Source organism: Streptomyces sp. NPDC044064 (assembly GCF_056434245.1).
This window is the reverse complement of record NZ_JBWKFN010000011.1, coordinates 258360-284273: the sequence shown is the minus strand read 5'-3', so window position 1 is coordinate 284273 and position 25914 is coordinate 258360. Positions and strand designations below refer to the sequence as shown.

Here is a 25914-nt window from a genome sequence, read left to right as displayed (position 1 = left end):
CCTCCCTCAACTCATGGACGCCGCGGAGGCGTCGGCCGAAGAAGGTGCTGTGGTCCGGTCGCCGCCGCAGAGCTGTTCGGCGGCATCCGGCATGTCCACGGCGGGGTTGCCGCCCCACCGTGCGTGTGCGGGGACCTCCTCGCCCTTCATGAGGAAGGAGTCGGGCGCCAGCACGGCGCCGTCGCCCATCGTCACGCCGTAGTGCACATGGGCGGCGACGCCCAGCGTGCAGCCGGCGCCGAGCGTGGTGCCGTCGGACTTGAAGGTGCCGTCCTCCTGCGAGTGGCACTGGATCTTGCTCCCGACGCTGAGGGTGCAGTCGTCGCCGATGGTGGCGAGCGTCCGCTCCGTCAGGTAGCAGCCGTCGTCGAACACCCTGCTGCCGATGCGTACGCCCAGCAGCCGCCAGATCAGGGTCTTGAACGGGGTGCCGTTGAAGATGTTGAGGTAGTGGTCCGGCACCTTCCACAGGCGCTCGTGCCACCAGAAGTAGGGGTCGTAGATGGAGCACAACCGCGGGCGCAGCGCACGGAACGAGGTGAGGCAGCGCTCCAGCAGGACGTAGTAGAGGGTGGAGAACATGAGCGTGATGGCCAGATAGGTGGCGATCACCACGTGTCCGAGCACGCCGTAGAGGTCGACGGAGGCCAGCCCGAACGCCGTGAGCGCAAAGGTGTGCACCCATCTCGCGAACAGATGGAAGGCCATCGAGCGGAGGTTGTAGCGGTTCTTGGCGGTGAGGCGGCGCTGGAACGTTTCTCCGGTCCTCAGGTCGTCGAACCGCGAGTCGCGCTCCACCGACCGGGGAATCTCGAAGCAGGGCGAGCCGAGCAGCCCCACGCCCTCGCGGACCTCACCGTCGAGGGGAATCATCACCTTCGTCGCAAGCAGACAGTTGTCACCCGTCCTGCCGCCCGAGGGATAGGCGATGTTGTTCCCGAGGAAGTTGTGCGGTCCGATCGAAGCCCGCGACACCCGGAACGACGTGCTGGAGTAGTCCGCGTTCACGATGGAGAGCCCGTCGGCCACCATCGTTCCGCTGCCGACGGAGACCAGATACGGGGTCTCGTGCTGCACCTCGGTACCGAAGTTCGACCCGGTCTGCTCGACGTGGGACAGGTCGTATCCGAGAGCGCGGAGATAGTACACGATGTAGGAGCTGTCACCGAAGAGCCACTTGAAGAACTTGATGTTCGTCATGCGTGCCGTCGCCCGGTGCAGCGCGTAGTGGAATCCGTAGAGCGGATAGACCCGGTCGGGCTTGACGGCCACACTCACCAGGCGCGGAAGGGAGAACAGGGTGACGACGCCCAGGACGAGGAAGCCGAGGAACAGGACCAGGGACAGGACGAGCGAGTCGTCGATCACTTCCGACCACGTGAGCGAGACCGTGTCCGGGCCGAGTCGCTTGCCGATCGCCGGGACCAGGACGAACAGCATGTACAACCCGCCGACGGCGACCGGTATGTACAGGAGGAACAACTGGAGCAGGCTGACGAGGCCGAACCAGGTCCGGCGCGCGGTACCGCACTTGGCCGGTGCGACCCTGACGTAGTCGATCTCCGTGGGCTGTCCCGGGGTCCCGTGCCAGTGTTCGCCGTCCGGGACCGTCTGACCGCGGTACAGGGCTGAGGAGTGACCCAGCTGGGCTCCGTCGCCCATCGTCGTGTCGATGTCGAGGACGGTCTTCTCGCCGATGAACACGTCGCGGCCCAGGGTGACCCGCCCGGTCTGGATACGGCCCGCGTGCGCCCGGTAGCCGAGGAAGAACGAGTCCTTGCGGATGACCGTTCCCTCACCGATGGTGAGCAGGTCGGTGCAGACCGGGACGGAGTGGGAGAGGATCGTGACACCCTTGCCGATGTGCGCGCCGAGGGCCCGGAGGTAGAGCACGTAGAGCGGATTGCCGATGAAGAGAATCATCGGATTTCCGTGGAGCAGCACCTTCACGAACCAGAAGCGCAGATAGGCCAGACTCCAGACCGGGATGTCCACCGGCTTCCAGCGGCCGATGAGAATCCATTTGGCGAGCACCGGGAACAGGCACATGGCCATGAACCCGACGCCTCCGAAGAACAGTGACCGCAGATAGATGTGGGTCAGACTCGAGCCGGCGGCGACCCATTCGTAGCCCCGGGCCGCGACGAAGCCGGCGACCAGGGAGTACACCAGGAAGATCAGCAGCTGGAGTGTTCCGCAGAGGACATGGCTCGTCCTGCGCGTCGGGGCAGGCGGCGCCGGCGGTGTGGCCGGGACCGGTGACTCGGCGGGAGCGGGCGCGGCCTCCGTGAGAGCCGCTGCCAGGCTCCGGATCGTGGGGTGCCGGTAGATGTCCTTCATGGACGCCGACGGCAGTTCCGGTATTTTCCTGACCCGCGCACAGAACTGGGCCATCACCAAGGAGTTGGCACCGAGGTCGGTGAAGAAGTGGCTGTCGACCGGAATCTGCTCGACGTCCGAGACGTCGGCCAGCACTTCCGCGAACCTCTTCTCGGTGTCTGTCCTCGACGGGCCGGAACTGTTCCGCCTGGCGGCGACTGCTTTGTCCGGCCCGGATATATGGACCTCGGAGGACTGCTCCACCATGAGATCTCCTGGAAGACGTCTGGATCGGGCGAGTTCTCCTTGCTGATCACGAACCGCCGGGTTCAGTTTCGGTCGGCCATGGTGAGCTTGCCACTTCGAAATCGACCGCCGTTCGACGCGGAACGCCCGACGGCCCTGTGTTCCCTGGCTCCCCGCAGTACGGGGCCGCCTTGCGGATCACCCGAATGGCTGCCGTCACCGACCGGCAGGTCGAACCACCGGCGCCGGCCTCCGGCCGGGAAGGGCGTCGGCCTCCTCACGCGAAAAGGGGACGGTGCCGGGTGTCCCTTCCCGGCACCGTCCCGGGCCGTCCGCCGCTCGAGGCACGGCCCGTCCAGGGGGTGGAGCGTCAGGCGACTTCCGCGCCCTCCTTCGCAGCCTCCTCCGCGTTCTCCTGAAGGTGCTTCCCGGCGGCCTTGCGTCCGGGCAGGACGGCCAGGACGATCACGGTGCCGGCGGCCATGATGATCCCGCCGACGAGGCTGGTCCGTGCGACCCCGTGGGCGAAGGACTCGTGCACCGCGTCCACCAGGGCCTGGGCCTGCTGGGGGCCGCCGGACGGCGTCTTCGCGACCTGCTGTGCGACCGCGAGTCCGGCACCCACGGACTCCTCGGCGCTGTCCAGTGCGGCGGCGGGGAGGTGCCCGCCGGCCAGGTCGCCCAGCCTGTCCCTGTAGGCCGTGGCCAGCAGCGAGCCCAGGATGGCGATGCCGAGGGAGCCGCCGAGCTCCAGGGACGTGTCGTTGGCGCCACCGCCGACGCCCAGTTCGGACTCGGGGAAGGAGCCCATGATCGTGTCGGTGGCGGGGGAGACGCTCAGTCCGATGGCGAAGCCGAGCATCAGCAGCGTCGGCAGGAAGTCGGTGTACGCCGAGCCCTGGTCGACGCGGGTGAGCAGGAACACGGCCACGGTGCCGACGAGCATGCCGGGCACGACCATGGCCTTCACGCCGAGCCTCGGGGTCAGCCGGCCGGTCACCGCGGCGCCGGCGAACACGGCACCGGCCAGCGGCAGCAGCCGGACGCCGGTCTGCAACGGGTCGTAGCCGAGCACGAACTGCAGGAACTGCGTGGAGTAGTAGAGCGAGCCGAAGGCGCCGAAGAAGAAGAACAGCACCGCGATCATCGAGCCGCCGAAGGGCCTGAGCCGGAACTTGCGGACGTCCAGCATCGGGCTGGGGTGCCTGAGCTCCCACAGGGCGAAGGCCACGAGGCCCACGCCGGAGATCACGGCCGCGGTGACGGGACCGGTGCCCCAGCCGAAGTGCGGGCCCTCGATGATGGCGTACACCAGGGAACCGACGGAGACCATCGAGAGCAGGCCGCCGACGTGGTCGATCCGGCCCATGCCCGCCGCCTTGGAGGGCGGCACCAGCACGAACGCGCCGATGACGGCGACGACGGCGATCGGCACGTTGATCAGGAAGGTCGAGCCCCAGGCGTGGTCCCGCAGCAGCCATCCGGCGAGCAGCGGGCCGACGGCGATCGCGAGGCCCGAGGTGGCCGTCCAGGCGGTGATGGCGCGGGCCCGCTCACTCTTCGGGAAGATCGCCACCAGCAGGGAGAGCGTGGCCGGCATGACCACGGCCGCGCCGACACCCATGACGGCGCGGGCGGTGATCACCAGGTCGGTCCGGTCGGCCTGGCTGCCCATCACCGCGCCGCCAGCGAAGATCAGCAGGCCCGTGACGAGGGCGCCCCGGCGGCTGTACTTGTCGCCGATCGAGCCGAGTACGAGCATCAGCGCGGCGTAGGGGACGGTGTAGCCGTCGATGACCCACTGCAGGTCACTGCTGCTGAGCTGCAGATCCTTCGTCATGTCGGGGGCGGCCACGATCAGGGACGTGTTGGCCATGACCACGATCAGCAGGCTCAGGCACAGCACCACCAGCGCGAACCAGCGCCGGGGATAGGGCCCGGTCATCTTCTCGACCGGTGTGTCGGCGACGAGCGGCATCACAAGCTCCTTGAGGGTGAAGCGGCAGCCTCGGGGCGGGGCGGGGCGGCGGAAGGCGGTGCGGGGCGTCGCCCGGGTATCGCGGTCGCCCCGGTATCGCGGGCATTTAATTGCCCAATGATGTGCAGATTAGTTTGCTGCCCGCCAGTGTGCAAGTATTACTTGCCCATCGATGTGCAGTGATGCGATCCCGCCGACCGGAGGTTCCGACGTGATCGACCGACCCGACCCGTCCGGCCGTCGACGCCGGACGCCGGCCACACGAGCCCGCATCCTCGAAGCGGCCCGGCACGAGCTGGGGCGCGACCCCGAGAGCAGCCTGGGCGACATCGCGGCGGCCGCCGGTGTGGCCCGGCGCACCGTCTACGGGCACTTCTCCGGCCGCTCCGCGCTGGTCGAGGGGCTCGTCGAGGACGCGGCCCAGGCGCTGCGGGACGCGCTCACCGGCATCGCGCTCCCGATACCGGACGCGGTCACCGCTCTGACGCGTTTCGTGCTGACGCTGTGGCCGGTGGGCGACCGCTACCGCACGCTGCTGCGCCTCGCCCCCCAGGACCTCGCCGCGGAACACGCGGACCGCGTCCTCGGCCCCGCACGCGACACCGTGACCGCGATCATCGCCGCAGGCCAGCGGCAGGACGTCTTTCACACCGACGTTCCGGCGGCCGCGCTCGGCCGCGCCCTGGAGGCCTTCGTCCTGGCACTGCTCGACTGCGTCAACAACGGCACGTGGTCCGACGACGGCACGCGCACCGCGGCCGCCACCCTGATCGCTGTGGGGGTCGACGGCGACCTCGCCGCAGCGCACGTCGACCGGCTCCGTCCGCCCGAGCGCGTCGGCGCCCGAACGCCCGCACCCCCAGGAGGAAACCCGTGCACCAGTCCTCGTACGACACCGAACCCGCCCACGGCCGCGGCTCCGTGGACGTGAGCCCACCGCCCGCCGGAGTTCGCCGCAGGACCGTGATCGTCGTCGCCGCGTCCCTGGCCGTGCTGGTGGTGACCGCCGTCGGGGCCGACCGGTTCGCCGCGGGGCGCGCGGAGAACCGTACGGCCGAGGCGTTCCAGGACGGCATGCACACCCCGGACCGCCCCTCGGTCCACGTCCGCGGCTTCCCGGTGCTCACCCAGCTGGCCTCCGGCACCCTGCGGCACGTGGACATCACCGCCCACGACATCCCCGCGTACGGCTCGACCCGGCCGCTGCCGATCACGCGGCTCACCATCGGCGTCGACGGCCTGAAGACCTCCGGCGACGCCGGCGAGGCCCGCGCCCGCGCCGTCGACGCGACCGCGTTCCTCTCCTACGAGGACCTGTCCGACGCCCTCGGCCTGCACCTCTCCCAGGACGCCGAGCCGGGCCGGGTCCGGGCGGCCGTCGGTCTCCCCCTGGGCGGCGAGGTCACCGTGAGCACGGCCGTCTCGGCGGCCTCCGGCAACCGCATCTCGTTCATGGACTTCCGTGCCGCCGACGGAGCCCTGTCCGGACCGGTGCAGGCCCTGCTCGATGGGATCTTCGCCGACCCGATCCCGCTGCGGAACATCCCCGAGGGACTCCACCTGCGGTCGGTCACGCCGACGGCGAGCGGTGTCGACGCCCGCTTCACCGGCCGTACGGTCACCTTCCGGCCGGACTCCTCGAGGGCCTGAACTACCCCTGGCCGACGGCTTCTTCGCCGCTCGCCTCCGCGGTGACCGCCTCGACCACGTCGGCCGCCTGCCGCTCCGGTACGCCGGCCGCGACCAGTGTGGCGACGGCCGTGCGGGTGCCGTCGTCCTCCCACGCCCCCGCGTTGACGCTCTCCAGCAGGGACAGGGTCAGCGCCTCCAGGCCGGCGTTCAGCACGGCCGGCGGCAGGTGGCGGTGGAAGACGCTCTGCCGCTGTCCGCGCTCCAGGATGACCGCGGCCTTCTCGCGGGCAGGGGACAGCACCTCGGACACCCGCTCCATGCCCAGGTCCTGACGGGCCAGTGCCAGCAGCAGGCGGTAGCGGTCGCCCACCGGCCAGATCGTGAGGACGAAACGGGCCAGCGCCCGCTCGGGCGGCTCGGTCGTGTCGGGCTGCCCTGCCACGGCGGCCTGCAAGGCCTCGGCGGCCTCCTCGGCGATCGCCTCGACCAGGGCCGCGCGCCCCGGGAAGTGGCCGAACAGGGTACGGCGCACCACACCCGCGGCCCGGGCGATCTCCTCCAGGGTGACATCGGGGTTCCGGCCCAGTTCCCGCCTGGCGGTGGCCAGGATCCGGGCCCGGTTGGACCGGGCGTTGCTCCGGATCGGCTCGCGGACCACGGGCTTCGATGCCACGACACAACCTCACGGACTGACTGCGGTGCACTTACGGCGACTCATCCTGCCATGGCAGCGCCCCCGGCTCCTGCCGGAGCGACTGTGCCCGTCACCGGCACCTCGAGAACGAGGAGGACCAGGTGCCATGACTCGCTCCCCGGTCAGGACGTGGTCTCCGCGCGGGCCACCAGGTCCAGCGCGACGTCGGTGATCATGTCCTCCTGGCCGCCGACCAGGCCCCGCCGGCCGACCTCGGCCAGGATGCCGCGGGTGTCGAGGCCGTACCGGGCCGCCGCCGTCTCGGCGTGGCGCAGGAAGCTGGAGTAGACGCCTGCGTAGCCGAGGGTCAGCGTCTCCCGGTCCACCCGCACCTCACGGTCCTGCAGCGGTCGTACGAGATCGTCGGCGGCGTCCAGCAGTGGGAACAGGTCGCAGCCGTGCTCCCAGCCCATCAGGTCGGCGACCGCGACGAACGCCTCCAGCGGACAGTTGCCCGCCCCCGCGCCCTGCCCGGCCAGAGAGGCGTCGACCCGGACCGCGCCGCTCTCGACGGCGACGACCGTGTTGGCCACGCCGAGGGCGAGGTTGTGATGGGCGTGGATGCCGAGTTCGGTGGCCGGGTCGAGGACGTCGCGGTAGGCGCGGAAGCGGTCGCGCACGCCGTCCATGGTGAGCCGGCCGCCGGAGTCGGTGACGTAGACGCAGTGGGCGCCGTACGACTCCATGAGCCTGGCCTGGCGGGCCAGTTCGGCCGGTTCGGCCAGGTGCGACATCATCAGGAACCCGGCGACGTCCATGCCCAGCTCCCGTGCGGCGGCTATGTGCTGGGCGGAGATGTCGGCCTCGGTGCAGTGGGTGGCGATGCGCACCGAGCGGATGCCCAGGGCGTGCGCCTGCCTGAGGTCGTGGACCGTGCCGATGCCGGGCAGCAGCAGGGTCGTGGGCACGGCGTGCCGGGTCGCGTCGGAGACGGCCTCGATCCACTCCCAGTCGGTGTGGGCGCCCACGCCGTAGTTGATGCTGGAACCGGCCAGGCCGTCGCCGTGGGCGATCTCGATCGCGGCCACGCCGGCCGCGTCGAGGGTGGCGGCGACGGCGCGGGCCTGGTCGACGGTGTACCGGTGCCGGACGGCGTGCATGCCGTCCCGAAGGGTCACGTCCTGGACGTGGAGAGTGGTCACTTGCCCGTCTCCTTGCCGTGCCGGGCGGCCATGCGTTCCGCGGTGCGCAGGGCGGCCGAGGTCATGATGTCGAGGTTTCCGGCGTAGGCCGGGAGGTAGTGGGCCGCGCCCTCGACCTCCAGGAAGACGGACGCCCTGAGGGCCTCGTCAGCGCCCGGGGCGAGGGTGCGCAGCGGGTCGTCGGCCGCCACGCGCTCGAACTGCACCTTCTGCTTGAGCCGGTAGCCGGGCACGTACGCCTGCACCCGGCCGACCATCTCCTCGACCGAGGCGGTGACGTCCTCGGTGGCGCAGTCGGAGACCAGGCAGTGCACGGTGTCCCGCATGATCAGCGGGGGTTCGGCCGGGTTGAGGATGATGATCGCCTTGCCGCGGGCGGCGCCGCCGACCCGCTCGACGGCACGGGACGTGGTCTCGGTGAACTCGTCGATGTTCGCCCTGGTGCCGGGGCCCGCGGAGCGGGATGCGATGGAGGCGACGATCTCGCCGTAGTGGACCTGGGTGACCGCGTTCACGGCGGCGACGACCGGGATCGTGGCCTGGCCGCCGCACGTGACCATGTTGACGTTCGGGACGTCGAGATGGGCGTCGCCGTTGACCGGCGGGACCACGTACGGGCCGAGGGCGGCGGGGGTCAGGTCGACGAGCGTACGGCCCGACGGGCGCAGTATCGCGTCGTGGTGGCGGTGCGCGCCCGCCGAGGTCGCGTCGAAGACGATCTCCACGTCGGCGAACTCGTCCAGGGCGACCAGCCCCGCCACGCCCTCGTGGGTCGTGGCGACCTTCAGCCTGCGGGCGCGGGACAGTCCGTCGGACTCCGGGTCGATCCCGGCCATCGCGACGATGTCCAGGCTCTCGGACAGGCGCAGGATCTTGATCATCAGGTCGGTGCCGATGTTGCCGGAGCCGAGGACGGCGACTTTGGTGCTCACCGGCGTTCCCCTTCCTCGGCGAAGCCGACCCGCACGGAGCCCAGACCTGAGACGCGGGCCTCGAACACGTCGCCCGGTGCGGCGGGCACCATCGGGCCGAGCGCGCCGGTCAGCACCAGGTCGCCCGCCCGCAATGGATCGCCCCGCTCCGCCAGCGCCGAGGCCAGCCAGACCGCCGCGTTCAGCGGGCCGCCGAGGCAGTCGGCGCCGGTGCCCTCGGAGACGGTCGCGCCGCCCCGGGTCAGGGTCGCCGTCACGGCACGCAGGTCGATCCCGGTGAGCGGTACGGGGGTGCCGCCCAGGACGTACAGGCCGCAGGAGGCGTTGTCGGCGACGGTGTCGACGAGGGAGATGTCCCACCCGCGCACCCGGCTGTCGACGATCTCCAGGGCGGGCAGCGCGAAGTCGACCGCGCGCAGCACGTCGACGACCGTGCACGAGGGGTGCGGCAGATCGCGGCCCAGCACGAGCGCGACCTCGGCCTCCACCTTGGGCTGCAGCAGCCGCCCCGCGGGCACCTCGCCGCCGTCCGGTACGGCCATGTCCGCGAACAGAGCGCCGAAGTCGGGCTGCTCCACGCCGAGTTGACGCTGCACGGCCGGCGAGGTCAGGCCGATCTTCCGGCCGACGAGACGGCGGCCGGCGGCCAGGCCCCGGCGGACGTTGAGCTGCTGCACGGCATATGCGGCATCGAGGTCGCCGGCGTCCAGCAGCGTCCGCACCGGAGGACAGGCGGCCCGGGTCCGGGCGGCCTCCGCCAGCAGACCGGCGGCCTTGACCACGGCCGGTGGATGCGCGTCCGGGCGGACGGGGTCGGGCACGGTCGGCACGGTTGCCTCCAGGGGAGCGGTGGGGGAGCGGGCGGACGTACGACCTACGTCCCCCGGTGTGCACACCGTTTTAGACAGGACCCCTCGGATGGGCCAAGCTCTGTTCCATGACACGGAACAGCACAGCGGGCAACATGCTGGAAAAGGCCGCGCTCATCCTCGAATGTTTCACCCCGAGCGGTGGCCCGTACCGCCTGTCGGAACTTTCGGAGCGGACCGGCCTGCCGAAGCCGACGGTGCACCGGCTGGCTGCCGACCTCGTCGGGCTGGGCTGGCTGGAGAGGTCGGGGCCGCAGTACCGGCTCGGTGCGAAGCTGTTCGAACTGGGCTCCCTGGTGCCGCGCCGACGCGATCTGCGCGAGACGGCCCTGCCGTTCCTGCAGGACCTGTTCGAGGCCACCCGTGAGACCGTCCACCTGGGGGTCCGTGAGGGCATGGAGGTGGTCTACCTCGAACGCATCCACGGCCACGAGGCCCTGCAGCTGCCCTCCCGTATCGGCGGCAGCCTCCCGCTGACCTGCACCGGAGTCGGCAAGGCCCTGCTGGCCCTCTCCGGCGCCGCCCTGACCGAGGAAGTCCTCTCCGGCCCGCTGCCGAGCCTCACCCCGCACTCGATCACCGATCCGGTACGCCTGCGGACGGTCCTGGAGAAGATCCAGGTCTCGGGCCTGGCGTACGAGGAGCAGGAGGCCGCCCTCGGCGTGAGCTGCATCGCGGCCCCCGTCTTCGCCGGCGACGCGACGGTGGCCGCCCTCTCGGTGGCCGTACCTTGTTCACGCTTCAGGCCGGCCCAACTGGCTCCGGCGGTGCGCACGGCAGCACTGGGGCTGTCCCGCGTGCTGCGCGGAGCCGGCTGAAGGAGAGCCGGGACAGAAAGCCGAGCACAGAAAGCTGAAGACAGAAAGCTGGGGGAGAGAAAGCCGAGAGAGAAAGCCGAAACAAAAAAGGGCGGCCCCGGATGCGGGGCCGCCCTGGGGGCCGGGTCAGCGGGTGGCGAGCAGTTCGAGCGTGTCGATCACTCGGTTCGAGAAGCCCCACTCGTTGTCGTACCAGGCGACCACCTTGATGTGGCGGCCGTCGACCCGGGTGAGGGCCGAGTCGAAGATCGACGAGGCCGGGTTGCCCACGATGTCGGCCGACACCAGCGGGTCGTCCGAGTACTCGAGGACACCGGCGAGCGGGCCCTCGGCGGCCGTGCGGTACGCCGCCAGCACCTCGTCGCGGGTCACGTCACGGGAGACCGTCGTGTTGAGCTCGACGATCGAGCCGACCGGAACCGGCACGCGGATCGAGTCGCCCGACAGCTTGCCGTCGAGGTTCGGCAGCACGAGACCGATCGCCTTCGCGGCACCCGTCGTGGTCGGCACGATGTTGACCGCGGCGGCACGGGCACGGCGCGCGTCACGGTGCGGACCGTCCTGCAGGTTCTGCTCCTGCGTGTAGGCGTGCACCGTGGTCATGAACCCGTGCTCGATGCCGGCGAGTTCGTCGAGCACGGCGGCCAGCGGGGCGAGCGCGTTGGTGGTGCACGAGGCGTTCGAGACGACCGTGTGCAGGGCCGCGTCGTACGCGTCGGTGTTCACGCCGAACGCGAGCGTGACGTCGGCGCCGTCCGACGGCGCGCTGACGAGCACCTTCTTCGCACCCGCGTCGAGGTGGGCGCGGGCGGCCTTGGCCGAGGTGAAGCGGCCGGTCGACTCCAGGGCGATGTCGACACCGAGTTCGGCCCACGGCAGCCGGCCCGGGTCGCGCTCGGCGAGCACCTTGATGCGACGGCCGTCGACGACGAGGGTGTCCCCGTCGACGGTCACGGGGCGGCCGAGCCGGCCGGCCGTCGTGTCGTAGGCGAGCAGCCGGGCGAGGGTGGCGGGCTCCGTGAGGTCGTTGACGGCGACGACCTCGAGATCGCTGTCGCGCTCCAGCAGCGCGCGCAGCACGTTGCGTCCGATGCGGCCGAATCCGTTGATGGCGATGCGAGTCATCAGTCATGTCCCTTCGGTTCGCCACCAGGGTCTCGGTACGCGGCCGACCGGGACAGCGGCGCGATCGCCATGGTTCGAAAGGATCGCGCCAGGTAGTGATCGACTACTCGCCCTTGGTGAAGGTGCGCCGGTATTCGCTCGGCGTGGTGCCGAGGATGCGCTGGAAGTGCATCCGCAGATTCGCGCCGGTGCCCAGACCGACATCGGCGGCGATCTTCTCCACGCTCAGTTCCGAACGTTCCAGCAGCTCACGGGCCAGGTCGATGCGGGCGCGCATGACCCACTGCATGGGCGTGTATCCGGTGTCCTCGGCGAAGCGCCGGGAGAAGGTGCGCGGCGAGACGGCCGCGTGCCGGGCGAGCGCCTCCAGGGTGAGCGGCTCGGCGAGCCGGTGCAGGGCCCACTCGCGGGTGGCGGCGAACCGCTCGCCGAGGGGCTCGGGCACGCTGCGCGGCACGTACTGCGCCTGACCGCCGCTGCGGTAGGGGGCCGCGACCAGGCGCCGGGCCGCGTGGTTCGAGGCGGCCACACCGAGGTCGCCGCGCAGCATGTGCAGGCACAGGTCGAGCCCGGAGGCGGCCCCGGCCGACGTCAGCACGCTGCCCTCGTCGACGAACAGCACGTTCTCGTCGACCCGGACGAGCGGATGCTTCGCCGCGAGCGCGCGTGCGTAGTGCCAGTGCGTCGTGGCGCGCTTGCCGTCGAGCAGTCCGGTGGCGGCGAGTGCGAAGGCGCCCGTCGAGATGGCGGCGAGCCGCGCGCCGCGGTCGTGGGCGGCGACCAGGCCCTCGACGACTGCCTGCGGCGGGTCTTCGCGGTCCGGGAACCGGTAGCCGGGGATGAACACGATGTCGGCCCATCCGAGCGCGTCGAGACCGTGGGCGGCGTGGTACGACAGGCCGTCGCCGCCGGCCACGAGACCGGGGGCCGCGCCGCACACCCGCACCTCGTACGGCATGCTCGCGCGGGTCGTGAACACCTGCGCCGGAATGCCGACGTCGAGCGGTTTCGCGCCCTCGAGTACGAGGACGGCGACGCGGCGCAGACGGGAGACAGGCACGATGACCAGGGTAATCGCTTGCGTGCCACCGGTTCCCGGAGCGAAGGAGCCGTCAGGCGCCGGGGTCGAAGGGGATCCCGGACGGCATGGAGTGCGCCAGGGCGTACTGGAAGTCACCGTCCTTGATCTTGATGGTGGCGGCGCCGAAGTCGGCGCTCAGGAGCTTGTCGCGGTAGCCCGCCGGGTAGCCGTTCCAGCCCACCAGACGGGGGAAGAACCAGCCGCCGGTCACGTTCTCCGGGGGCTCGTCGTTGGTGTTGGCGAAGCGGAAGTCGTGGGTGGACACCCCGTCCTTGTGGTAGACGATCTTCGGGTGCGTGCCGTCGAAGCGGACCGAGGAGCGGGCGGCCACCTGGTAGCTCGTGTGCTGGGACACCGACACGTACTGGACCTCGTTGTCCTTGATCCACACCACGACGTGCTCCCAGTCGTGCGTGTGGCCGATGGCCGCCGGGCCGAGCGTCGCCTGATCCTTCTCGAAGTAGCTGGCGTACATCACCGCGCACCAGCCGTTGTTGCACTTCTCGCGCGAGTAGGTGTTGGCGTTGGCCAGCTGCGCGTAGTCGTGGCAGTGCCCGTTGACGTCGCCGCCGAGCTTCAGGCCGGGGTTGACGGTGCCGTCGGCTCCGATGGCGGCCGTGGCGTAGCAGCCGTCGCCGTCGTAGTCGTAGGCGGGGGAGAAGGTCTGTTCCAGACCGTCGGCGTTCTGCGGCAGCAGCTGCAGCACGTTCGCGTGGGCGCTCGCCGGGACGGCCGCGACGAGTGTCAGCGAGCCGAGGGCACCGAGGAGGGCCTTGGTCAGGGAGTTCGGGTTGCGCATGGCGGCTCCTTGCCGGGCGGTTCGCGTCAGCAGTACAGGTTGTTGCCGGCGGGGACACCGAGGATCCGGGTGAAGCGCTGGCAGGCGTCGACGCGGCTCTGCACCTGCGCCGGGTTCCTGCCGTCGGCACCCGCCACGTCGACGCACTTTCCGGCGAGTCCGGTGATCGCGCCGTCGGCGGCTCGGGCGGGAGCGGCGGTGAACAGCGCGGCGAGGACGGCGGCGAGAACGAAGCGGATCGTGAAACGCCGGAAGGGGACGAGGCCGGTACGGAACCGTCTGCGACGGGGAGTCGGCATGGAGGAGTTCGCTCCTTGGTTGTGGGGGCGCCGGGGAACCTAAAGGTCTGTACCTGCTTTCGTCAAGAGGTGAAGTAAGTAGTGGTGAAAGTGAGTTGGTGAACACCTGGCGCAGGTGCGTCAGTCGAGGACGGCCCCGGGCCGGCTGCGGCCCGGGGCCGTGTCCATCAGCCCGACGGGTGGGAACCCGGCGTGTGGCCGAACGTGCGCCGGAAGACATCGATGAACGCGCTGGCCGACGACCAGCCGCACAGATGCGCCACCGTGGTCACCGGCGTCCCCTCGGCCAGCAGGACCAGCGCGTGGTGCAGCCGCAGCTGGGTGCGCCACTGTGGAAACGTCATGCCGAGGTCGCTGCGGAACAGCCGGGACAGGGTACGGTCGCTCGCCCCGACCACCCGCCCCAGCTGGGCGAGGGTCCGGCCGTCGCCCGGATCGGCGCACAGGAGGTCGCAGAGCGTGCGCAGCACGGGAGAGGCCGGCGTCGGCAGGTGCAGTGGCTGCTGCGGCGAGGCACGCAGCTGGTCGAGCAACACCGCGCGCAGCCGGGCCCGTTCGGGGCTGTCGTCGTCCGGGGTGCGGGTGTAGGCGACGATCAGCTCGCGCAGCAGCGGGCCCACGGCGAGCACGGTCGGGGTGTCCAGGGCGAGCGGGTTCTCGGCCGCGGACAGTCCCACCAGGTGGAGTTCGAGTTCGCCGTGGGCCCGGTGGGCGTGCACGGTACCGGCCGGCACCCAGATGGTACGGGTGCCCGGAGCGACCCAGGAACCCGCGCTCGTGGTGACGGCCAGCACTCCCCGCCCGGCGTAGACGATCTGGTGGTCGTCGTGCCGGTGGGCGTCTATCGCGGCGCCGGGCGCCAGCTGCTGGGTACGGGTGGGAGCGATCGGCTCATGGCGGATCTTCGTCATCAGCCGGCAGATTATCGGAAGTCCGACACGCCACCGGCCGCGGATCCTGAGGTGGTGCCGAAGAATGCATCGATCACTCTGCTGTCCGTCGGGCATGCCTGCGTCGACGTCTACCAGGGCGCGGTGGCCTCCCTCGTCCCGTTCTTCGTGGCCGAGCGCGCCTACGGCTATGCCGCCGCCTCCGGCGTCGTGCTGGCCGCCTCCCTGCTGTCGTCGGTGGCGCAACCGCTGTTCGGTCTCCTCACCGACCGCCGGGCGGTGCCCTGGCTGCTGCCGGTCAGCACGCTGCTCGGCGGACTGGGCATCGCCCTGAGCGGACTGGGCGGTTCGTACGGCCTCACCCTGCTGTTCGTGGCGGTGTCCCAAGCGGGCGTGGCCGCCTACCACCCCGAGTCCGCGCGCATCGCCCGGCTCGCGAGCCGGGGCAGCCACCGTGCCATGAGCTGGTTCTCGCTGGGCGGCAACGTCGGCTTCGCGCTCGCTCCGCTCCTGGTCTCCGCCGTAGTGGCCACCGGGGGACTGCGTCTGACGCCGTTGCTGGTGCTGCCGGCAATCGTCGGCAGCCTGCTGTGCCTGCCCGTGCTGCGCTCGCTGGGGCAACGGTCGCACTCCGGGACCGGTACGGCGCCCGCGGCCAGGGGCGACGACAGGGCGTCGTTCGTCAGGCTGTCGCTGGCCGTGGTGTGCCGCTCGATCGTCTTCGTCGGACTGAGCACCTTCATCTCGCTGTACGCCGAGGAGCGCCTGGGCGGCGGTACGGCGGCGGGCACCGCGGCGCTGTTCGTGCTCTACCTCGGCGGCGCGGTGGGCTCCTTGCTCGGCGGCGCGCTGGCCGACCGCTGGGGCCGGGTGACGGCCGCCCGCCGGTCGTACCTGGTCTCGGTCGCGGCGGTCGCGGGCGTGGTGTTCGTACCGGGCCCCGCCCTGTACCTGTTCGTGGCGCTGACCTCGGCCGGTCTGTATGTACCGTTCTCGCTCCAGGTGACGCTCGGCCAGGACTACCTTCCCTCGCGGGTGGGCACCGCCGGCGGGATCACCCTCGGCCTGACGGTCAGCATCGGCGGTCTGGCCGGCCCTCTCATCGGCCACCTCGCCGAAGCGTCCTCCCTGCGGACGGCGCTGGCACCCCTGATCCTCATGCCGGCGCTGAGCTGGCTCCTGTTCCGCACCCTGCCCGAGCCCGACTCCCCGTCGCCCGGCCCGACTTCAGCCGACCGTGGCCGAAATCCCCTCGGGTTCCGGAGCGGCCCCATGCGATGATCACGAAGTCACACCGGCTCAGGACCCCCGCGGACGGAAGGACCACATCATGGCGGCCGAGGCGGCTCGGGTCACGGCCGACCCGGACCACGCACGCATCCCCGACACCCTCGCCGGGGGCACGGTCATCCTGCTCAACGGCACGTCCAGCTCAGGCAAGTCCAGCATCGCCCGGGCGCTCCTCGACCTGCTCGACGGCACGTGGTTCCACCTGCCCGTCGACGCGTTCCACTCCATGCGCTGCGACACTCCCATCGCCGACGAGGACCTCCAGGCCGAGATCGACCGCACCGCCAAGGGCTTCCACCGCGCCGTCGCCGGGATGGCCGCGGGCGGCAACAACGTGGTCGTGGACCATCCGCTCTCCCGCCGCTGGCGGCTGCTCGACCTCCTCGACCTGCTCGTGCCCGAGGACACCGTCCTGATCGGGGTGCGCTGCCCGCTGCCCGAGCTGGAACGCCGCGAGCGCGAGCGGGGCGACCGGCAGCCGGGGCTGGCCGCCATGCAGTACGGCCAAGTGCATTCGCACGCAGTCCACGACCTCGACGTGGACACCAGCCGGCTCTCCCCGCAGGAATGCGCCCTGCGCATCCGCGACTTCCTGCCGGACCGGCCCCGGCCCACCGCCTTCGAACAGCTTCGTACGACCCTGCGGAATCCGGCCCGACGCATCGGTTAGCCTCGGCTGGACACGTCTGGACAGGCAGGGACAGGTTGGTCGGCGATGACGCATCCGCAGGACTCCCTCGACAGCAGATCCACCGGCCGGCAGATCCAGTTGGAGACGCACGGACTCGACGTGATAGGCGACGCGGAGCGCAAGGGCACCCCGCGCACGCTGTTCTGGCCCTGGTTCGGTGCGAACGTCTCGGTCCTCGGCCTCAGTTACGGCGCCTTCGCCCTCGGCTTCGGCATTTCCTTCGGGCAGGCCCTGGCCGCCGGCGTGCTGGGCATCGTCGTCTCCTTCCTGCTCTGCGGCTTCGTCGCGGTCGCAGGCAAACGCGGTTCGGCGCCCACGATGGTGCTCAGCCGGGCCGCCTACGGCGTGCGCGGCAACCGGCTGCCGTCCGTGATCTCCTGGATGCTCACCGTCGGCTGGGAGACCGTCCTCACCGCCCTCGCCACCATGGCCACCGCCACCGTCTTCAGCCGGCTCGGCCGGGGCGGCGGCACGGAGACCGAGGTGGTCGCGCTCGTCGTGGTGGCCGCGCTGACCGTGGGCGGCGGGGTCATGGGCTTCGACCTGATCATGCGTCTGCAGACCTGGATCACCGTGATCACGGGCGTGCTCACCATCGGCTACGTCGGCCTGGTCGCCGACCACATCCACTGGAGCAAGGTCAGTGCGATCCCGGCAGGCTCCGCCCAGCAGTTCATCGGCGCGCTGGTGTTCATGATGACGGGATTCGGGCTCGGCTGGGTCAACGCCGCAGCCGACTACTCCCGCTACCTGCCCCGCAGTTCGGCCGGCCGGGGTGTCATCGGCTGGACCACCTTCGGCGCCTCCGCCGCCCCGCTGCTGCTCCTGGTCTTCGGCCTCCTGCTGGCTGGTTCCTCCGAGACGCTGAGCAAGGCGATCGCGGCCGACCCGATCGGCGCGCTGACCACGATCCTGCCGACCTGGTTCCTGGTGCCGTTCGCGGTGGTCGCCGTCCTCGGCCTGGTGGGCGGCGCCGTCCTCGACATCTACTCCTCCGGCCTGGCCCTGCTCTCCGCGGGCGTGCGCGTGCCCCGCCATCTGGCCGCCCTCTTCGACGGCATCCTGATGATCGCGGGCTCCGTCTACATCGTCTTCTTCGCCGACAGCTTCCTCGCCCAGTTCATGGGCTTCCTGACCACGCTCGGCGTGCCCGTCGCCGCCTGGTGCGGCGTCATGCTCGCCGACCTCGCGCTGCGCCGCCGTGACTACGACGAGGACGACCTGTACCGCCCGCACGGCCGCTACGGCGACGTACCCCTGCTGCCGCTGCTGCTCACGCTCGGCGCCACCGCCGTCGGCTGGGGCCTGGTCACCAACACCTCCGCGAGCTGGCTGACCTGGCAGGGCTACCTCCTGGAGCCGCTCGGGCTCGGCGGGAGGACCGGCGCCTGGGCGTACGCCAACCTCGGCGTCCTGGCCGCCCTCGCGCTCGCCTTCCTCGGCACCCTGCTGCTGGGCCGGGGCCGGGTGCGTGAGCAGGAGGCCGAGGCGCCGAGCCCGTCGCCGGGCGAGGGGGTGTACAGCGCATGACCTCCGCCCCCGGTCTGCTGGCAGTCATCGACATGCAGCGCGTCTTCGCCGACCCTGCAAGCCCCTGGGCCACTCCCCGTTTCGCCGACGCGGCCGCGGGCGTACGACGCCTGCTGCCGGCCTTCGGCGACCGTGTCGCCTTCACCCGATTCCTGGCCCCCGGGCAGCCGACCGGAGCCTGGCGCGCCTACTACGCCCGCTGGCCGTTCGCCCTCCAGCCGCCGGACGCCGAACTGTGGGAACTGGTGGACGAGTTCGCCGGTCACACCGGCCATGTCGTGGACGCCACCACCTTCGGCAAGTGGACCCCGGAACTCGCCGAGCGGGTCGGCCCGGAGGGCCGGCTGGTGCTGGCAGGCGTCAGCACCGACTGCTGCGTGCTGTCCACGGCCCTGGCCGCCGTCGACGCGGGCACGGAGGTCCTGGTGGTGGCGGACGCCTGCGCGGGCGTGGACGACGACTCCCACGCCAGGACCCTGCAGGTGCTGGACCTCTACCGGCCGCTCATCCGGGTCACCACCGTCGACGACCTGCTCGCCGGGGCCCGCCCCTGACCGGCGTCCCGCTCAAGCACCGGCGGATCAGCCGGATCCCCGCCCGCGAGATCCGCGCCCGCCGCCCGCCGCCCGCCGCCCGCCGGACGACCGGCTCGGCCGGGCCTGCGCGTCGGCCCGGGAGGGAGAGCTGCAGCCGCGGGCACCGGGGGACCGGCTTCTCGACACGCGGAGCGCCGGCCGGGCGGCCGACGGCTCCTTCGTCGCACACGTCGCCGGCCTGCTCGACCCCGACCACTTCCGGCCGGCCCTCGCCTTCGGCCGACCTGCCACGACGGACACCCGCCCTCCGCGCAATCCTCACGCATGCCCCGGGCCGCACGGGGTACGCGAGCGGAGCACGCCCGGGCGCCGGCCCGTGCGTGGCCGTACACCGCCGCTATCTGGGGATCTGCCATGGAAACACCCGCACACGACGCCCTTCCGACGCCGGCCCAGCAGGCGCTGGACGCGCTGGCCGCGAACGCCGAGGACCAAGCCGCCCTGGACACCCTCGCCCACAGCGAAGTGCTCGTCCCCGTGCCGGACGACGCGGTGGACAGCGACGGAAACGGCTCGACGATCGCCCTGCCCATACTGGAACAGGCCGGGGGCGATCCCGTCGTCCCCGTGTTCACCTCGGAGGGAGCGATGACTGATCTGCTTCCCTTCGTCTCCCGCTACCACCTGATCTCCCTCGGCACCCTCGCCGCCCACTGGCCCGACGACGACCTCTCCCTGGCCATAGACGGCAACTCGACCCACGGCCTGACCCTCACCTCGCACGGAGTACGGACACTTCTGGCACGGTGAAGCGCAAGCCGACGTAAGGGGCGCGGGGCCGTGCCGATGTGCGGCTCGGCCGCGCCGGCGCGACGGACCACGACGCACCGCACTCGCGCACGCACCGTGGGCCCACCTCCTCAGGGGCCAAAATGACGGCATGCAATGGATCTCCGGAGCTGCCGGCGGACTGGTCCTGGTGCTGGTCCTGACCAGCATCGTCCGCACGCTCGTAGTCCCCCGAGGCCTCTACTCCACGCTGGTGTTCCGCCTGTGGTGGCTGCTGCGCAGGCTCCTCGGGCTCACCGCCGCGCGCGGCGGCTACCAGGCCATCGACCGTGCCCAGACGTGGCTCGCCCCGCTGATGCTGATCGGCATGCTCGTCACCTGGCTCGGCGGGGCCCTGCTCGGCTACGGCCTCCTGCTGTACGCGGCGTCCCCGCTGTCCTGGGCGACCGCCTTCCGCGAGGCGGGATCCAGCCTGTTCACGCTCGGCTTCGCGAGCGGCGCCCGGCTGAAACTGTCCGTGCTCGACTTCATGGCCGCGGCCACCGGACCCGTCCTGATCGCCCTCCAGATCGCCTACCTGCCCACCCTGTACGCCGCCTACAACCGTCGTGAGCTGGAGGTCACCCTGCTCCAGGCACGGGCCGGCGAGCCCGCCTGGGGCCCGGAGATCCTCGCCCGGCAGTGGCTGGTCGACACCGAGACCGCGCTGCCCGAGCTGTACCGGGCCTGGGAGCGCCTCGCCTCGGACATGGGCGAGAGCCACTCCACGTACCCGACCCTGCTGACCTTCCGCTCCCCGCGCCCGCACCGCAGCTGGCTGGTCGGGCTCATCGCCGTCATGGACGCGGCCGCCCTGCAGCTCGCGCTCGATCCGAGGCTCGCCCCGCCGGAGGCCCGTCTGGTGCTGCGCGCCGGCTTCACCGCCCTGCGCGACATCGCCCGTGTGGTGCGTATCGGCTTCGACCCCGACCCTTCGCCGGGCAGCCCGATCCAGCTGACCTTCGAGGAGTTCGCCGAGGCGGTGGCCATGCTGGGCGCAGCCGGTTTCCGTGCGGAACGCAGCCCGAAGGATGCCTGGCCGCACTTCCAGGGCTGGCGGGTCAACTACGAGGCGGTCGCGTACGAGCTGTGCCGCCGCTGCGACGCGGTGCCCGGCCTGTGGACCGGCCCCCGCGACTTCCCGGGCGGGCCCATCCCGCCGCAGCGCCCCATGGACCGCCGGCCCGGTGCAGGACGGCCGGAACTGCCCCCCGTCTCCGAGTAGTCACCCCGCCCTCCGGCGGGAAGATCCCACCGGAAGGTCCGCCGCATGCGAAGGAGCCGATCGTCGTGAGGGTCGTCCTGCTGGGCACCGCCGCCGGAGGCGGCTTCCCGCAGTGGAACTGCGCCTGCGCGCTGTGCGAGGCCGCCCGGGACGGGAAACTGCCCTCCCGGAGCCAGGAGTGCGCCGCCGTCACCGGCAACGGCCGGGACTGGTGGCTGCTCAACGCGTCGCCCGATCTGCGCACCCAGCTCACCGCCGCCCCAGCCCTGCGGCCCGGCCCCGGCCCCCGCGACACCCCGCTGCGCGGGGTACTGCTCACCGACGCGGAGGCGGACCACGTCACCGGTCTGGCCGAGCTGCGCGGAGCTGCGGGCCTGAAGGTCTACGCGGCCCCGCCGGTCCGCGCCGTCCTCACACCCGCCCGCGCCGCCCTGGACCGCTACGCCGCCTGGGAGTGGGCCGACAGCCTGGCCGACGGCGGCTTCGTGCTGTCCGGCGGACTGGTCGTCACGGCCCATGCGGTGGGCACCAAGATCCCGAAGTACGTACCGGCACAGGCGCCCGGGACCGGCGGCCCGTGGGTGACGGCGTACCGCGTCGAGGACCTGGCCAGCGGGGGAGTGCTGGTGTACGCGCCCTGCGTCGGCGCCTGGAGCCCCGTGCTGGACGAGCTGTGCGCGTCGGCCGACTGCGTGCTGCTGGACGGCACATTCTTCGCGGCCGACGAGATGGGCGGCGCGGTGCGGACCGGTGCCGGGCAGGCGGCCATGGGACACCTGCCGGTCACGGGCCCGGACGGCTCACTGGAGGCCCTGGCCCGCCATCCGGGCGCACGCCGGATCTACACCCACCTCAACAACACCAACCCGCTGCTGGACCCCGCCTCGCGGGCACGCGCGCGCGTGGCCGAACACGGGGTGGAGGTCCTCCCGGACGGGGCGGAGCTGACGCTCTAGCCGGCCCGCTCGGTCAGCATCCGCTCCAGCACGGCCCGCTGGAGCGGCAGTACCTCGGCGTACAGGGCGCGGCCCTTGTCCGTGAGCGCGACCCACACCCCGCGCCGGTCCTCCGCGCACACCGAGCGTTCCACCAGGCCTTCCTTCGCCAGACGGCCGATCAGCCGGGACAGCGCGCTCTGGCTGAGATGGACCCGTCCGACCAGGTTCTGCACCCGGCACTGGTCGCCCTCCCCGGGCGCCGCGGTGGCGAGGATGTCCAGCACCTCGAAGTCGCTCGCGCCCAGCCCGTGCGGGTGCAGGGCACGGTCGATCTCGCACATGGTGTGCGCGTGGAGGGTGAGGATGTCCCGCCACCGCTCCTCGAGCCGGGTGTCGGCCGTCGTGACTGCCATACCCGCACCGTAGCACCGATCCGGCCAGTTGTTGAGTGTGCAACTAGTGCGGGCGCAAGCACCGGTACGGGCCTCAGGCGGACGGGTCCTGGAGCAGCCCCACCAGGTTGCCGTCGGGGTCCTTCACCGAGGCGATCAGCCTGCCGTTGCCGACGTCCCGGACGTCCTGGAGCAGTTCCGCGCCCGCCTCCAGCAGCGCGGCGAGCCGCTCCCGCAGATCGGTGACATGCCAGAACGGCACCGGCCCGGTCAGCCCCTGCGCGTGCCCGCTCGGGTCGAGGCCGACATCCTGTCCGGCGGCCTTGAAACCGACGTAGTAGGGCTCGTCGACGTACGGCTCGACGCCCAGCAGGGCGGTGAACAGGGCCTTGGACCGGTCCTTGTCCTTGACGGGGTAGATGATCGTCTGCAGGCCGGCGGTCATGGAACTCACTCCTTCGAGGTGCGTGGCCCGACGGGTTTCCGTCGGTGCTCTCACGCTAGGGCGGGGGAGCACCGCGCCGCTTCTCCGATCCTGACCGGTTGCGGCGGCGGGCTCCCCGGGGCCGGCGTGGTCACTCGCTGCGCAGCACCGCCGCGACGGTCAGCCGGGCCGCCCGCCGGGCCGGGACGAACGCGCCCAGGACCGCGATCACGAGCCCCGCCAGAGCCAGCACGGCCAGCGTCGGGGCGTGCCAGACGTCCGTCAGGTACGGCGGGAGGGTGATGTCGATCGCCGCCGCCATCCGCGGCACCACCAGCTCGTAGCCGACGATCCCCAGCGGGATCCCGAGCAGGGAGCCCACCGCGCCGAGCACCGCCATGGACGTCACCGTCATCACCGTGACCTGGCGCGGGGTCATGCCGATCGACTTGAGCATGCCGAGGTCGCGGCGCCGGTCGTGGGTGTTGAGGACCGCCGTGTTGAACACGCCCAGAGCGGAGACCAGGGCGAGCATCAGGGTGAGCGCGGTCGCGGAGCCGACGATGGTGCGCGTGACGTTGTTCGGACCGCTCAGCTGGAGGGACAGACCCGGGTCGGCCGCCCGCACCGCGCGCGCGTACGCCTGCTGGTCGGCGCCCTCGCGGAGTCTGACGTGGTAGGCGATGGGCTTGGCGTCCGGGATCAGGGCCGTGACCGTCGGCCAGGCGCCGACGACCAGCCGGTCGTTGTCCAGCATGGTCTCGCCGACGATGGTCAGCCGCTCCTCGCGGCCGCCCTTGCGCAGCCGCAGACGATCGCCGACGTGTGTGCCGGTCCGGTGCAGGAACGCCGTGCCGGCCACGACCTCCCCGGTGCGGTGCGTCCAGCGGCCCCGGACCAGGACGCTGTCCAGGGGCACGTCCCCGCGCCGGCCCTCGAACATGACCACCTGGGTGGTGCCGACGAGGAGCGCTTCGTCGTCCGACCGCGCCGTGACCCGGGCCGCTCCCGGCAACGTCTCCAGCATCGCCTGGAGCTGCCGGTCGCTGTGCACCGGCCGCACCTCCTTGCCGTGCCGGAGGTTGCCGACGTACACGGTGACGTCGAACGCGTGCCGTGCCGCACCCCCGAAGCCGGTCAGCGTCGTCGCCAGACCGGTCGCGAACGTCACCGTCGTCACGCCGAGGGCCACGGCGGCCAGCGTGAGCGCGCTGCGCGCCGGACGGGCGAACGGCAGCCCCACACCGAGGCTCACCGACCGGGGCAACCGGGCACCCGCCAGACGTCTCTGGAGGCCGAGCGCCCGTCCGGCACGCGGCGCACTGCCCGCACTGATCGCCCGCGCCGCCGACATCCGGCGCGCCCGCATCGAGGGCCCCAGCGCGGCCAGCACGCACACGAGCGGCATGCCGATCAGGGCGAGCGCGTTCACCCATGGCGCGATACCGACGCTGTCGTGCAGCACCCCCGCGTTCGGCCCGGTGAACACGAACCGGAAGAAGGGGTGCGCCAGCAGGTTGCCCGCGAGTGTGCCGAGCGCACAGCCGAGGACGGACGGTACGGAGATCATCACGAGGTAGACGCCCAGCACCTGCCCCGGCGAGAACCCCAGCGCCTTGAGGATGCCGATGTGCCGGAACCCGGAGACCACCGCCCCGCCGACCACGTTGGCGACGATCAGCACGGCCACCAGGATGCCCAGGACACCGAAGGCCATCAGGTACGGCGCGTAGGCGCGTGCGACGCTGCCGATCCGGTGCTTCAGCGCCAGATACGTCTCCGATCCGGCGAGCGCGCCCTTCGGCAGGTCCTCGGTCACCTGGGTCATGCCCGCGCGCAACGCACGCTCCGACGACGCGTCCCGGAACCGGAACAGCATCTGGGTGCCCGTCGGGTGCAGGGCCGCGATCTGGTCCGGGGCGACCCAGGCGTCCGCGGTGTGGCTCAGGTCGAAGCCGAACCCGACGATCGTCAGCGTGAGCCCCGACGGCACGCGGACCTTCTTGCCCAAGTCGTCGGCGGTCCAGTCGGACTGCCGGTTCAGGACGATCTCCCCGGGCCGGGTGGGCCACCGGCCCGCCCACACGTTCACCCGGTCCACCGGACCGCCGGGACCGGAACGCCCCACCACCGTGACCTCGCCACCGAGACCGAAGTTGCCGGCATCGCGCGGAAGGTCCAACGAGGCCTGCCGGAACGGTCCGGCCGCCGCCTCGACCGCGGGCCGCCGGGCCGCGTGGGCCAGTTGCGCGTCCGACACCCCGGCGGGGTCGAACGCGGCGATGACGTGCGGCCCGTGCTGCTTCCCGAAAGCGTGGTCGAAGGGCGCGGACGCCGCGTCGACCAGGCCCAGCGCGACCACGAGCGACCCCGTCGACACGAGCGTGACCAGCCAGATGACCAGAGTCTGAAGTCTCCGCCGGCGTACGGCCGCCCGTGCGGCCTTCCACACCGCCCTCATGCGGACGGCTCCAGGGTGTGCTCGCCGGTCACCCGGCCGTCCGCGACCTCCACCAGCCGGCTCGCGCAGCGCCGCGCGAGATGCCGGTCGTGCGTCACGATGATCAGGGTCTGGCCTATCTGGTTCAGGTCCAGCAGCAGGTCCATCACCTGCTCCCCGGCCCTGCTGTCCAGCGCGCCGGTCGGCTCGTCGGCCAGCAGCAGCGCGGGCCGGTTCATCAACGCCCTTGCCACGGCGACCCGTTGCCGCTCACCTCCGCTGAGCACCGCCGGGTAGGCGTTGCGCCGGTCGGCGATGCCCAGTTCCCCGAACAGCTCCAGGGCCCGCCGCCGTGCCTGCCGGGCCGGTGTCCCGGTCAACTGGCCGGCCAGCGCCACGTTGTCGAGGGCCGACAGGTCGTCGATGAGGTTGAAGAACTGGAAGATCATGCCGATCCGGCGCCGCCGGTACAGCGCGAGCCCCTTCTCGCTCAACTCCCCGACGTTCTCGCCGTGTACGACGACGGTGCCGGACGACGGCCGGTCGAGACCGGCGATCATGTTGAGCAGCGTGGACTTGCCGCATCCCGAGGGCCCCATCACCGCGACCGCCTCCCCGGCCCGGATCTCCAGCGAGACCCCGCCGAGGGCGACCGTCTCGCCGTACTCCTTGTGCACCCCGTCGAGCCGTACGACGGTGTCTCCCGTTCTCACCTCAGTGACCATGGACAGGACGCTAGAGGGCCGACGGGGACCGGGACATCCCTCCGTGGATGGCACCCGGCGGCGGGACTCAT

General features: G+C 71.6%; 25 protein-coding genes. 10 read left to right on the top strand and 15 right to left on the bottom strand.

Going from position 1 to position 25914, the window contains the following annotated elements:
- Positions 1 to 6: 6 nt before the first annotated feature.
- Entirely contained in the window at positions 7 to 2586 is a 2580-nt protein-coding gene (locus AC07DS_RS20225; RefSeq protein WP_479147112.1) for a Pls/PosA family non-ribosomal peptide synthetase, read from the bottom strand.
- A gap of 349 nt (positions 2587 to 2935) precedes the next feature.
- Positions 2936 to 4543, bottom strand: coding sequence for an MFS transporter (locus tag AC07DS_RS20220; RefSeq protein WP_479147110.1), 1608 nt, complete (start codon positions 4541 to 4543; stop codon positions 2936 to 2938).
- Positions 4544 to 4754: 211 nt separating this feature from the next.
- Between AC07DS_RS20220 and AC07DS_RS20215 the strand changes: the two genes are divergently transcribed.
- Entirely contained in the window at positions 4755 to 5474 is a 720-nt protein-coding gene (locus tag AC07DS_RS20215; RefSeq protein WP_479147107.1) for a TetR/AcrR family transcriptional regulator, read from the top strand.
- Entirely contained in the window at positions 5417 to 6193 is a 777-nt protein-coding gene (locus AC07DS_RS20210) for an LmeA family phospholipid-binding protein (RefSeq protein WP_479147105.1), read from the top strand. The genes AC07DS_RS20215 and AC07DS_RS20210 overlap by 58 nt, the downstream gene beginning before the upstream one ends.
- A 1-nt stretch (position 6194) precedes the next feature.
- Here AC07DS_RS20210 and AC07DS_RS20205 read toward each other — a convergent pair whose 3' ends face one another.
- From AC07DS_RS20205 to mhpD, 4 genes are all read right to left on the bottom strand, one after another.
- Positions 6195 to 6848 (bottom strand): TetR/AcrR family transcriptional regulator, encoded by a 654-nt coding sequence (locus tag AC07DS_RS20205; protein ID WP_479147103.1) that lies wholly within the window; start codon positions 6846 to 6848, stop codon positions 6195 to 6197.
- A gap of 143 nt (positions 6849 to 6991) precedes the next feature.
- Positions 6992 to 8011 carry a 4-hydroxy-2-oxovalerate aldolase gene (gene dmpG / locus AC07DS_RS20200; protein ID WP_479147101.1) on the bottom strand — a complete coding sequence of 340 codons (1020 nt, stop codon included), beginning with the start codon at positions 8009 to 8011 and terminating at the stop codon, positions 6992 to 6994.
- Positions 8008 to 8943, bottom strand: a complete 936-nt coding sequence (locus AC07DS_RS20195; protein WP_479147100.1) for an acetaldehyde dehydrogenase (acetylating) — start codon at positions 8941 to 8943, stop codon at positions 8008 to 8010. The genes dmpG and AC07DS_RS20195 overlap by 4 nt, the downstream gene beginning before the upstream one ends.
- The gene (mhpD, locus tag AC07DS_RS20190) at positions 8940 to 9773 is read right to left on the bottom strand and encodes a 2-keto-4-pentenoate hydratase (protein WP_479147098.1); all 834 of its coding nucleotides are present in this window, start codon (positions 9771 to 9773) and stop codon (positions 8940 to 8942) included. The genes AC07DS_RS20195 and mhpD overlap by 4 nt, the downstream gene beginning before the upstream one ends.
- Before the next feature lie 134 nt (positions 9774 to 9907).
- Here mhpD and AC07DS_RS20185 point away from each other — a divergent pair, with 134 nt between their 5' ends.
- Entirely contained in the window at positions 9908 to 10630 is a 723-nt protein-coding gene (locus AC07DS_RS20185) for an IclR family transcriptional regulator (protein WP_479147141.1), read from the top strand.
- 126 nt (positions 10631 to 10756) lie between these two features.
- Here AC07DS_RS20185 and gap read toward each other — a convergent pair whose 3' ends face one another.
- From gap to AC07DS_RS20160, 5 genes are all read right to left on the bottom strand, one after another.
- Positions 10757 to 11755, bottom strand: a complete 999-nt coding sequence (gap, locus tag AC07DS_RS20180) for a type I glyceraldehyde-3-phosphate dehydrogenase (protein ID WP_479147097.1) — start codon at positions 11753 to 11755, stop codon at positions 10757 to 10759.
- A 103-nt stretch (positions 11756 to 11858) separates the two neighbouring features.
- Entirely contained in the window at positions 11859 to 12815 is a 957-nt protein-coding gene (locus AC07DS_RS20175; RefSeq protein WP_479147095.1) for a GlxA family transcriptional regulator, read from the bottom strand.
- Between the two features lie 52 nt (positions 12816 to 12867).
- Positions 12868 to 13635: an NPP1 family protein gene (locus tag AC07DS_RS20170; RefSeq protein WP_479147093.1), complete on the bottom strand. Its 768-nt coding sequence runs from the start codon at positions 13633 to 13635 to the stop codon at positions 12868 to 12870.
- A gap of 26 nt (positions 13636 to 13661) precedes the next feature.
- Positions 13662 to 13934, bottom strand: a complete 273-nt coding sequence (locus tag AC07DS_RS20165; protein ID WP_479147091.1) for a hypothetical protein — start codon at positions 13932 to 13934, stop codon at positions 13662 to 13664.
- Between the two features lie 167 nt (positions 13935 to 14101).
- Positions 14102 to 14845 carry an AraC family transcriptional regulator gene (locus AC07DS_RS20160; RefSeq protein WP_479147089.1) on the bottom strand — a complete coding sequence of 248 codons (744 nt, stop codon included), beginning with the start codon at positions 14843 to 14845 and terminating at the stop codon, positions 14102 to 14104.
- Positions 14846 to 14899: 54 nt separating this feature from the next.
- Between AC07DS_RS20160 and AC07DS_RS20155 the strand changes: the two genes are divergently transcribed.
- The 7 genes from AC07DS_RS20155 (at position 14900) to pqqB (ending at position 21880) form a co-directional block, all read left to right on the top strand.
- Positions 14900 to 16105: an MFS transporter gene (locus AC07DS_RS20155; protein WP_479147088.1), complete on the top strand. Its 1206-nt coding sequence runs from the start codon at positions 14900 to 14902 to the stop codon at positions 16103 to 16105.
- Between the two features lie 49 nt (positions 16106 to 16154).
- The gene (locus tag AC07DS_RS20150) at positions 16155 to 16784 is read left to right on the top strand and encodes a phosphotransferase-like protein (protein ID WP_479147086.1); all 630 of its coding nucleotides are present in this window, start codon (positions 16155 to 16157) and stop codon (positions 16782 to 16784) included.
- A 45-nt stretch (positions 16785 to 16829) separates the two neighbouring features.
- Positions 16830 to 18335: a purine-cytosine permease family protein gene (locus AC07DS_RS20145; RefSeq protein ID WP_479147085.1), complete on the top strand. Its 1506-nt coding sequence runs from the start codon at positions 16830 to 16832 to the stop codon at positions 18333 to 18335.
- Positions 18332 to 18889, top strand: a complete 558-nt coding sequence (locus AC07DS_RS20140; protein ID WP_479147083.1) for a cysteine hydrolase family protein — start codon at positions 18332 to 18334, stop codon at positions 18887 to 18889. Before AC07DS_RS20145 ends, AC07DS_RS20140 begins: the two co-directional genes overlap by 4 nt.
- A 396-nt stretch (positions 18890 to 19285) precedes the next feature.
- Positions 19286 to 19681: an SseB family protein gene (locus AC07DS_RS20135; RefSeq protein WP_479147081.1), complete on the top strand. Its 396-nt coding sequence runs from the start codon at positions 19286 to 19288 to the stop codon at positions 19679 to 19681.
- 130 nt (positions 19682 to 19811) lie between these two features.
- Entirely contained in the window at positions 19812 to 20924 is a 1113-nt protein-coding gene (locus tag AC07DS_RS20130; protein ID WP_479147079.1) for a hypothetical protein, read from the top strand.
- Positions 20925 to 20989: 65 nt separating this feature from the next.
- Positions 20990 to 21880: a pyrroloquinoline quinone biosynthesis protein PqqB gene (pqqB, locus tag AC07DS_RS20125; protein ID WP_479147078.1), complete on the top strand. Its 891-nt coding sequence runs from the start codon at positions 20990 to 20992 to the stop codon at positions 21878 to 21880.
- Here the strand turns inward: pqqB and AC07DS_RS20120 are convergent.
- From AC07DS_RS20120 to AC07DS_RS20105, 4 genes are all read right to left on the bottom strand, one after another.
- Entirely contained in the window at positions 21877 to 22275 is a 399-nt protein-coding gene (locus AC07DS_RS20120) for a MarR family winged helix-turn-helix transcriptional regulator (RefSeq protein WP_479147076.1), read from the bottom strand. The two genes, pqqB and AC07DS_RS20120, sit on opposite strands and share 4 nt — an antisense overlap.
- A 73-nt stretch (positions 22276 to 22348) precedes the next feature.
- Complete coding sequence (locus tag AC07DS_RS20115; protein ID WP_468814203.1) at positions 22349 to 22699, bottom strand: VOC family protein; 351 nt, start codon at positions 22697 to 22699, stop codon at positions 22349 to 22351.
- A gap of 130 nt (positions 22700 to 22829) precedes the next feature.
- On the bottom strand, positions 22830 to 25139 hold the full coding sequence (locus AC07DS_RS20110; RefSeq protein ID WP_479147074.1) for an ABC transporter permease: 2310 nt from the start codon (positions 25137 to 25139) through the stop codon (positions 22830 to 22832).
- Positions 25136 to 25843: an ABC transporter ATP-binding protein gene (locus AC07DS_RS20105; RefSeq protein ID WP_145885458.1), complete on the bottom strand. Its 708-nt coding sequence runs from the start codon at positions 25841 to 25843 to the stop codon at positions 25136 to 25138. The genes AC07DS_RS20110 and AC07DS_RS20105 overlap by 4 nt, the downstream gene beginning before the upstream one ends.
- Between the last annotated feature and the right edge of the window lie 71 nt (positions 25844 to 25914).

What these genes read in the sequence shown, in the direction of transcription:
- AC07DS_RS20160 (WP_479147089.1), bottom strand. Translation starts at nt 14,845, where the DNA reads ATGACGAAGATCCGCCATGAGCCGATCGCTCCCACCCGTACCCAGCAG.
- AC07DS_RS20150 (WP_479147086.1), top strand. Translation starts at nt 16,155, where the DNA reads ATGGCGGCCGAGGCGGCTCGGGTCACGGCCGACCCGGACCACGCACGC.
- AC07DS_RS20105 (WP_145885458.1), bottom strand. Translation starts at nt 25,843, where the DNA reads ATGGTCACTGAGGTGAGAACGGGAGACACCGTCGTACGGCTCGACGGG.
- AC07DS_RS20110 (WP_479147074.1), bottom strand. Translation starts at nt 25,139, where the DNA reads ATGAGGGCGGTGTGGAAGGCCGCACGGGCGGCCGTACGCCGGCGGAGA.
- AC07DS_RS20130 (WP_479147079.1), top strand. Translation starts at nt 19,812, where the DNA reads ATGCAATGGATCTCCGGAGCTGCCGGCGGACTGGTCCTGGTGCTGGTC.
- AC07DS_RS20225 (WP_479147112.1), bottom strand. Translation starts at nt 2,586, where the DNA reads ATGGTGGAGCAGTCCTCCGAGGTCCATATATCCGGGCCGGACAAAGCA.
- AC07DS_RS20140 (WP_479147083.1), top strand. Translation starts at nt 18,332, where the DNA reads ATGACCTCCGCCCCCGGTCTGCTGGCAGTCATCGACATGCAGCGCGTC.
- AC07DS_RS20120 (WP_479147076.1), bottom strand. Translation starts at nt 22,275, where the DNA reads ATGGCAGTCACGACGGCCGACACCCGGCTCGAGGAGCGGTGGCGGGAC.
- gap (WP_479147097.1), bottom strand. Translation starts at nt 11,755, where the DNA reads ATGACTCGCATCGCCATCAACGGATTCGGCCGCATCGGACGCAACGTG.
- AC07DS_RS20135 (WP_479147081.1), top strand. Translation starts at nt 19,286, where the DNA reads ATGGAAACACCCGCACACGACGCCCTTCCGACGCCGGCCCAGCAGGCG.
- AC07DS_RS20220 (WP_479147110.1), bottom strand. Translation starts at nt 4,543, where the DNA reads ATGCCGCTCGTCGCCGACACACCGGTCGAGAAGATGACCGGGCCCTAT.
- AC07DS_RS20145 (WP_479147085.1), top strand. Translation starts at nt 16,830, where the DNA reads ATGACGCATCCGCAGGACTCCCTCGACAGCAGATCCACCGGCCGGCAG.
- AC07DS_RS20165 (WP_479147091.1), bottom strand. Translation starts at nt 13,934, where the DNA reads ATGCCGACTCCCCGTCGCAGACGGTTCCGTACCGGCCTCGTCCCCTTC.
- AC07DS_RS20185 (WP_479147141.1), top strand. Translation starts at nt 9,908, where the DNA reads ATGCTGGAAAAGGCCGCGCTCATCCTCGAATGTTTCACCCCGAGCGGT.
- AC07DS_RS20170 (WP_479147093.1), bottom strand. Translation starts at nt 13,635, where the DNA reads ATGCGCAACCCGAACTCCCTGACCAAGGCCCTCCTCGGTGCCCTCGGC.
- AC07DS_RS20115 (WP_468814203.1), bottom strand. Translation starts at nt 22,699, where the DNA reads ATGACCGCCGGCCTGCAGACGATCATCTACCCCGTCAAGGACAAGGAC.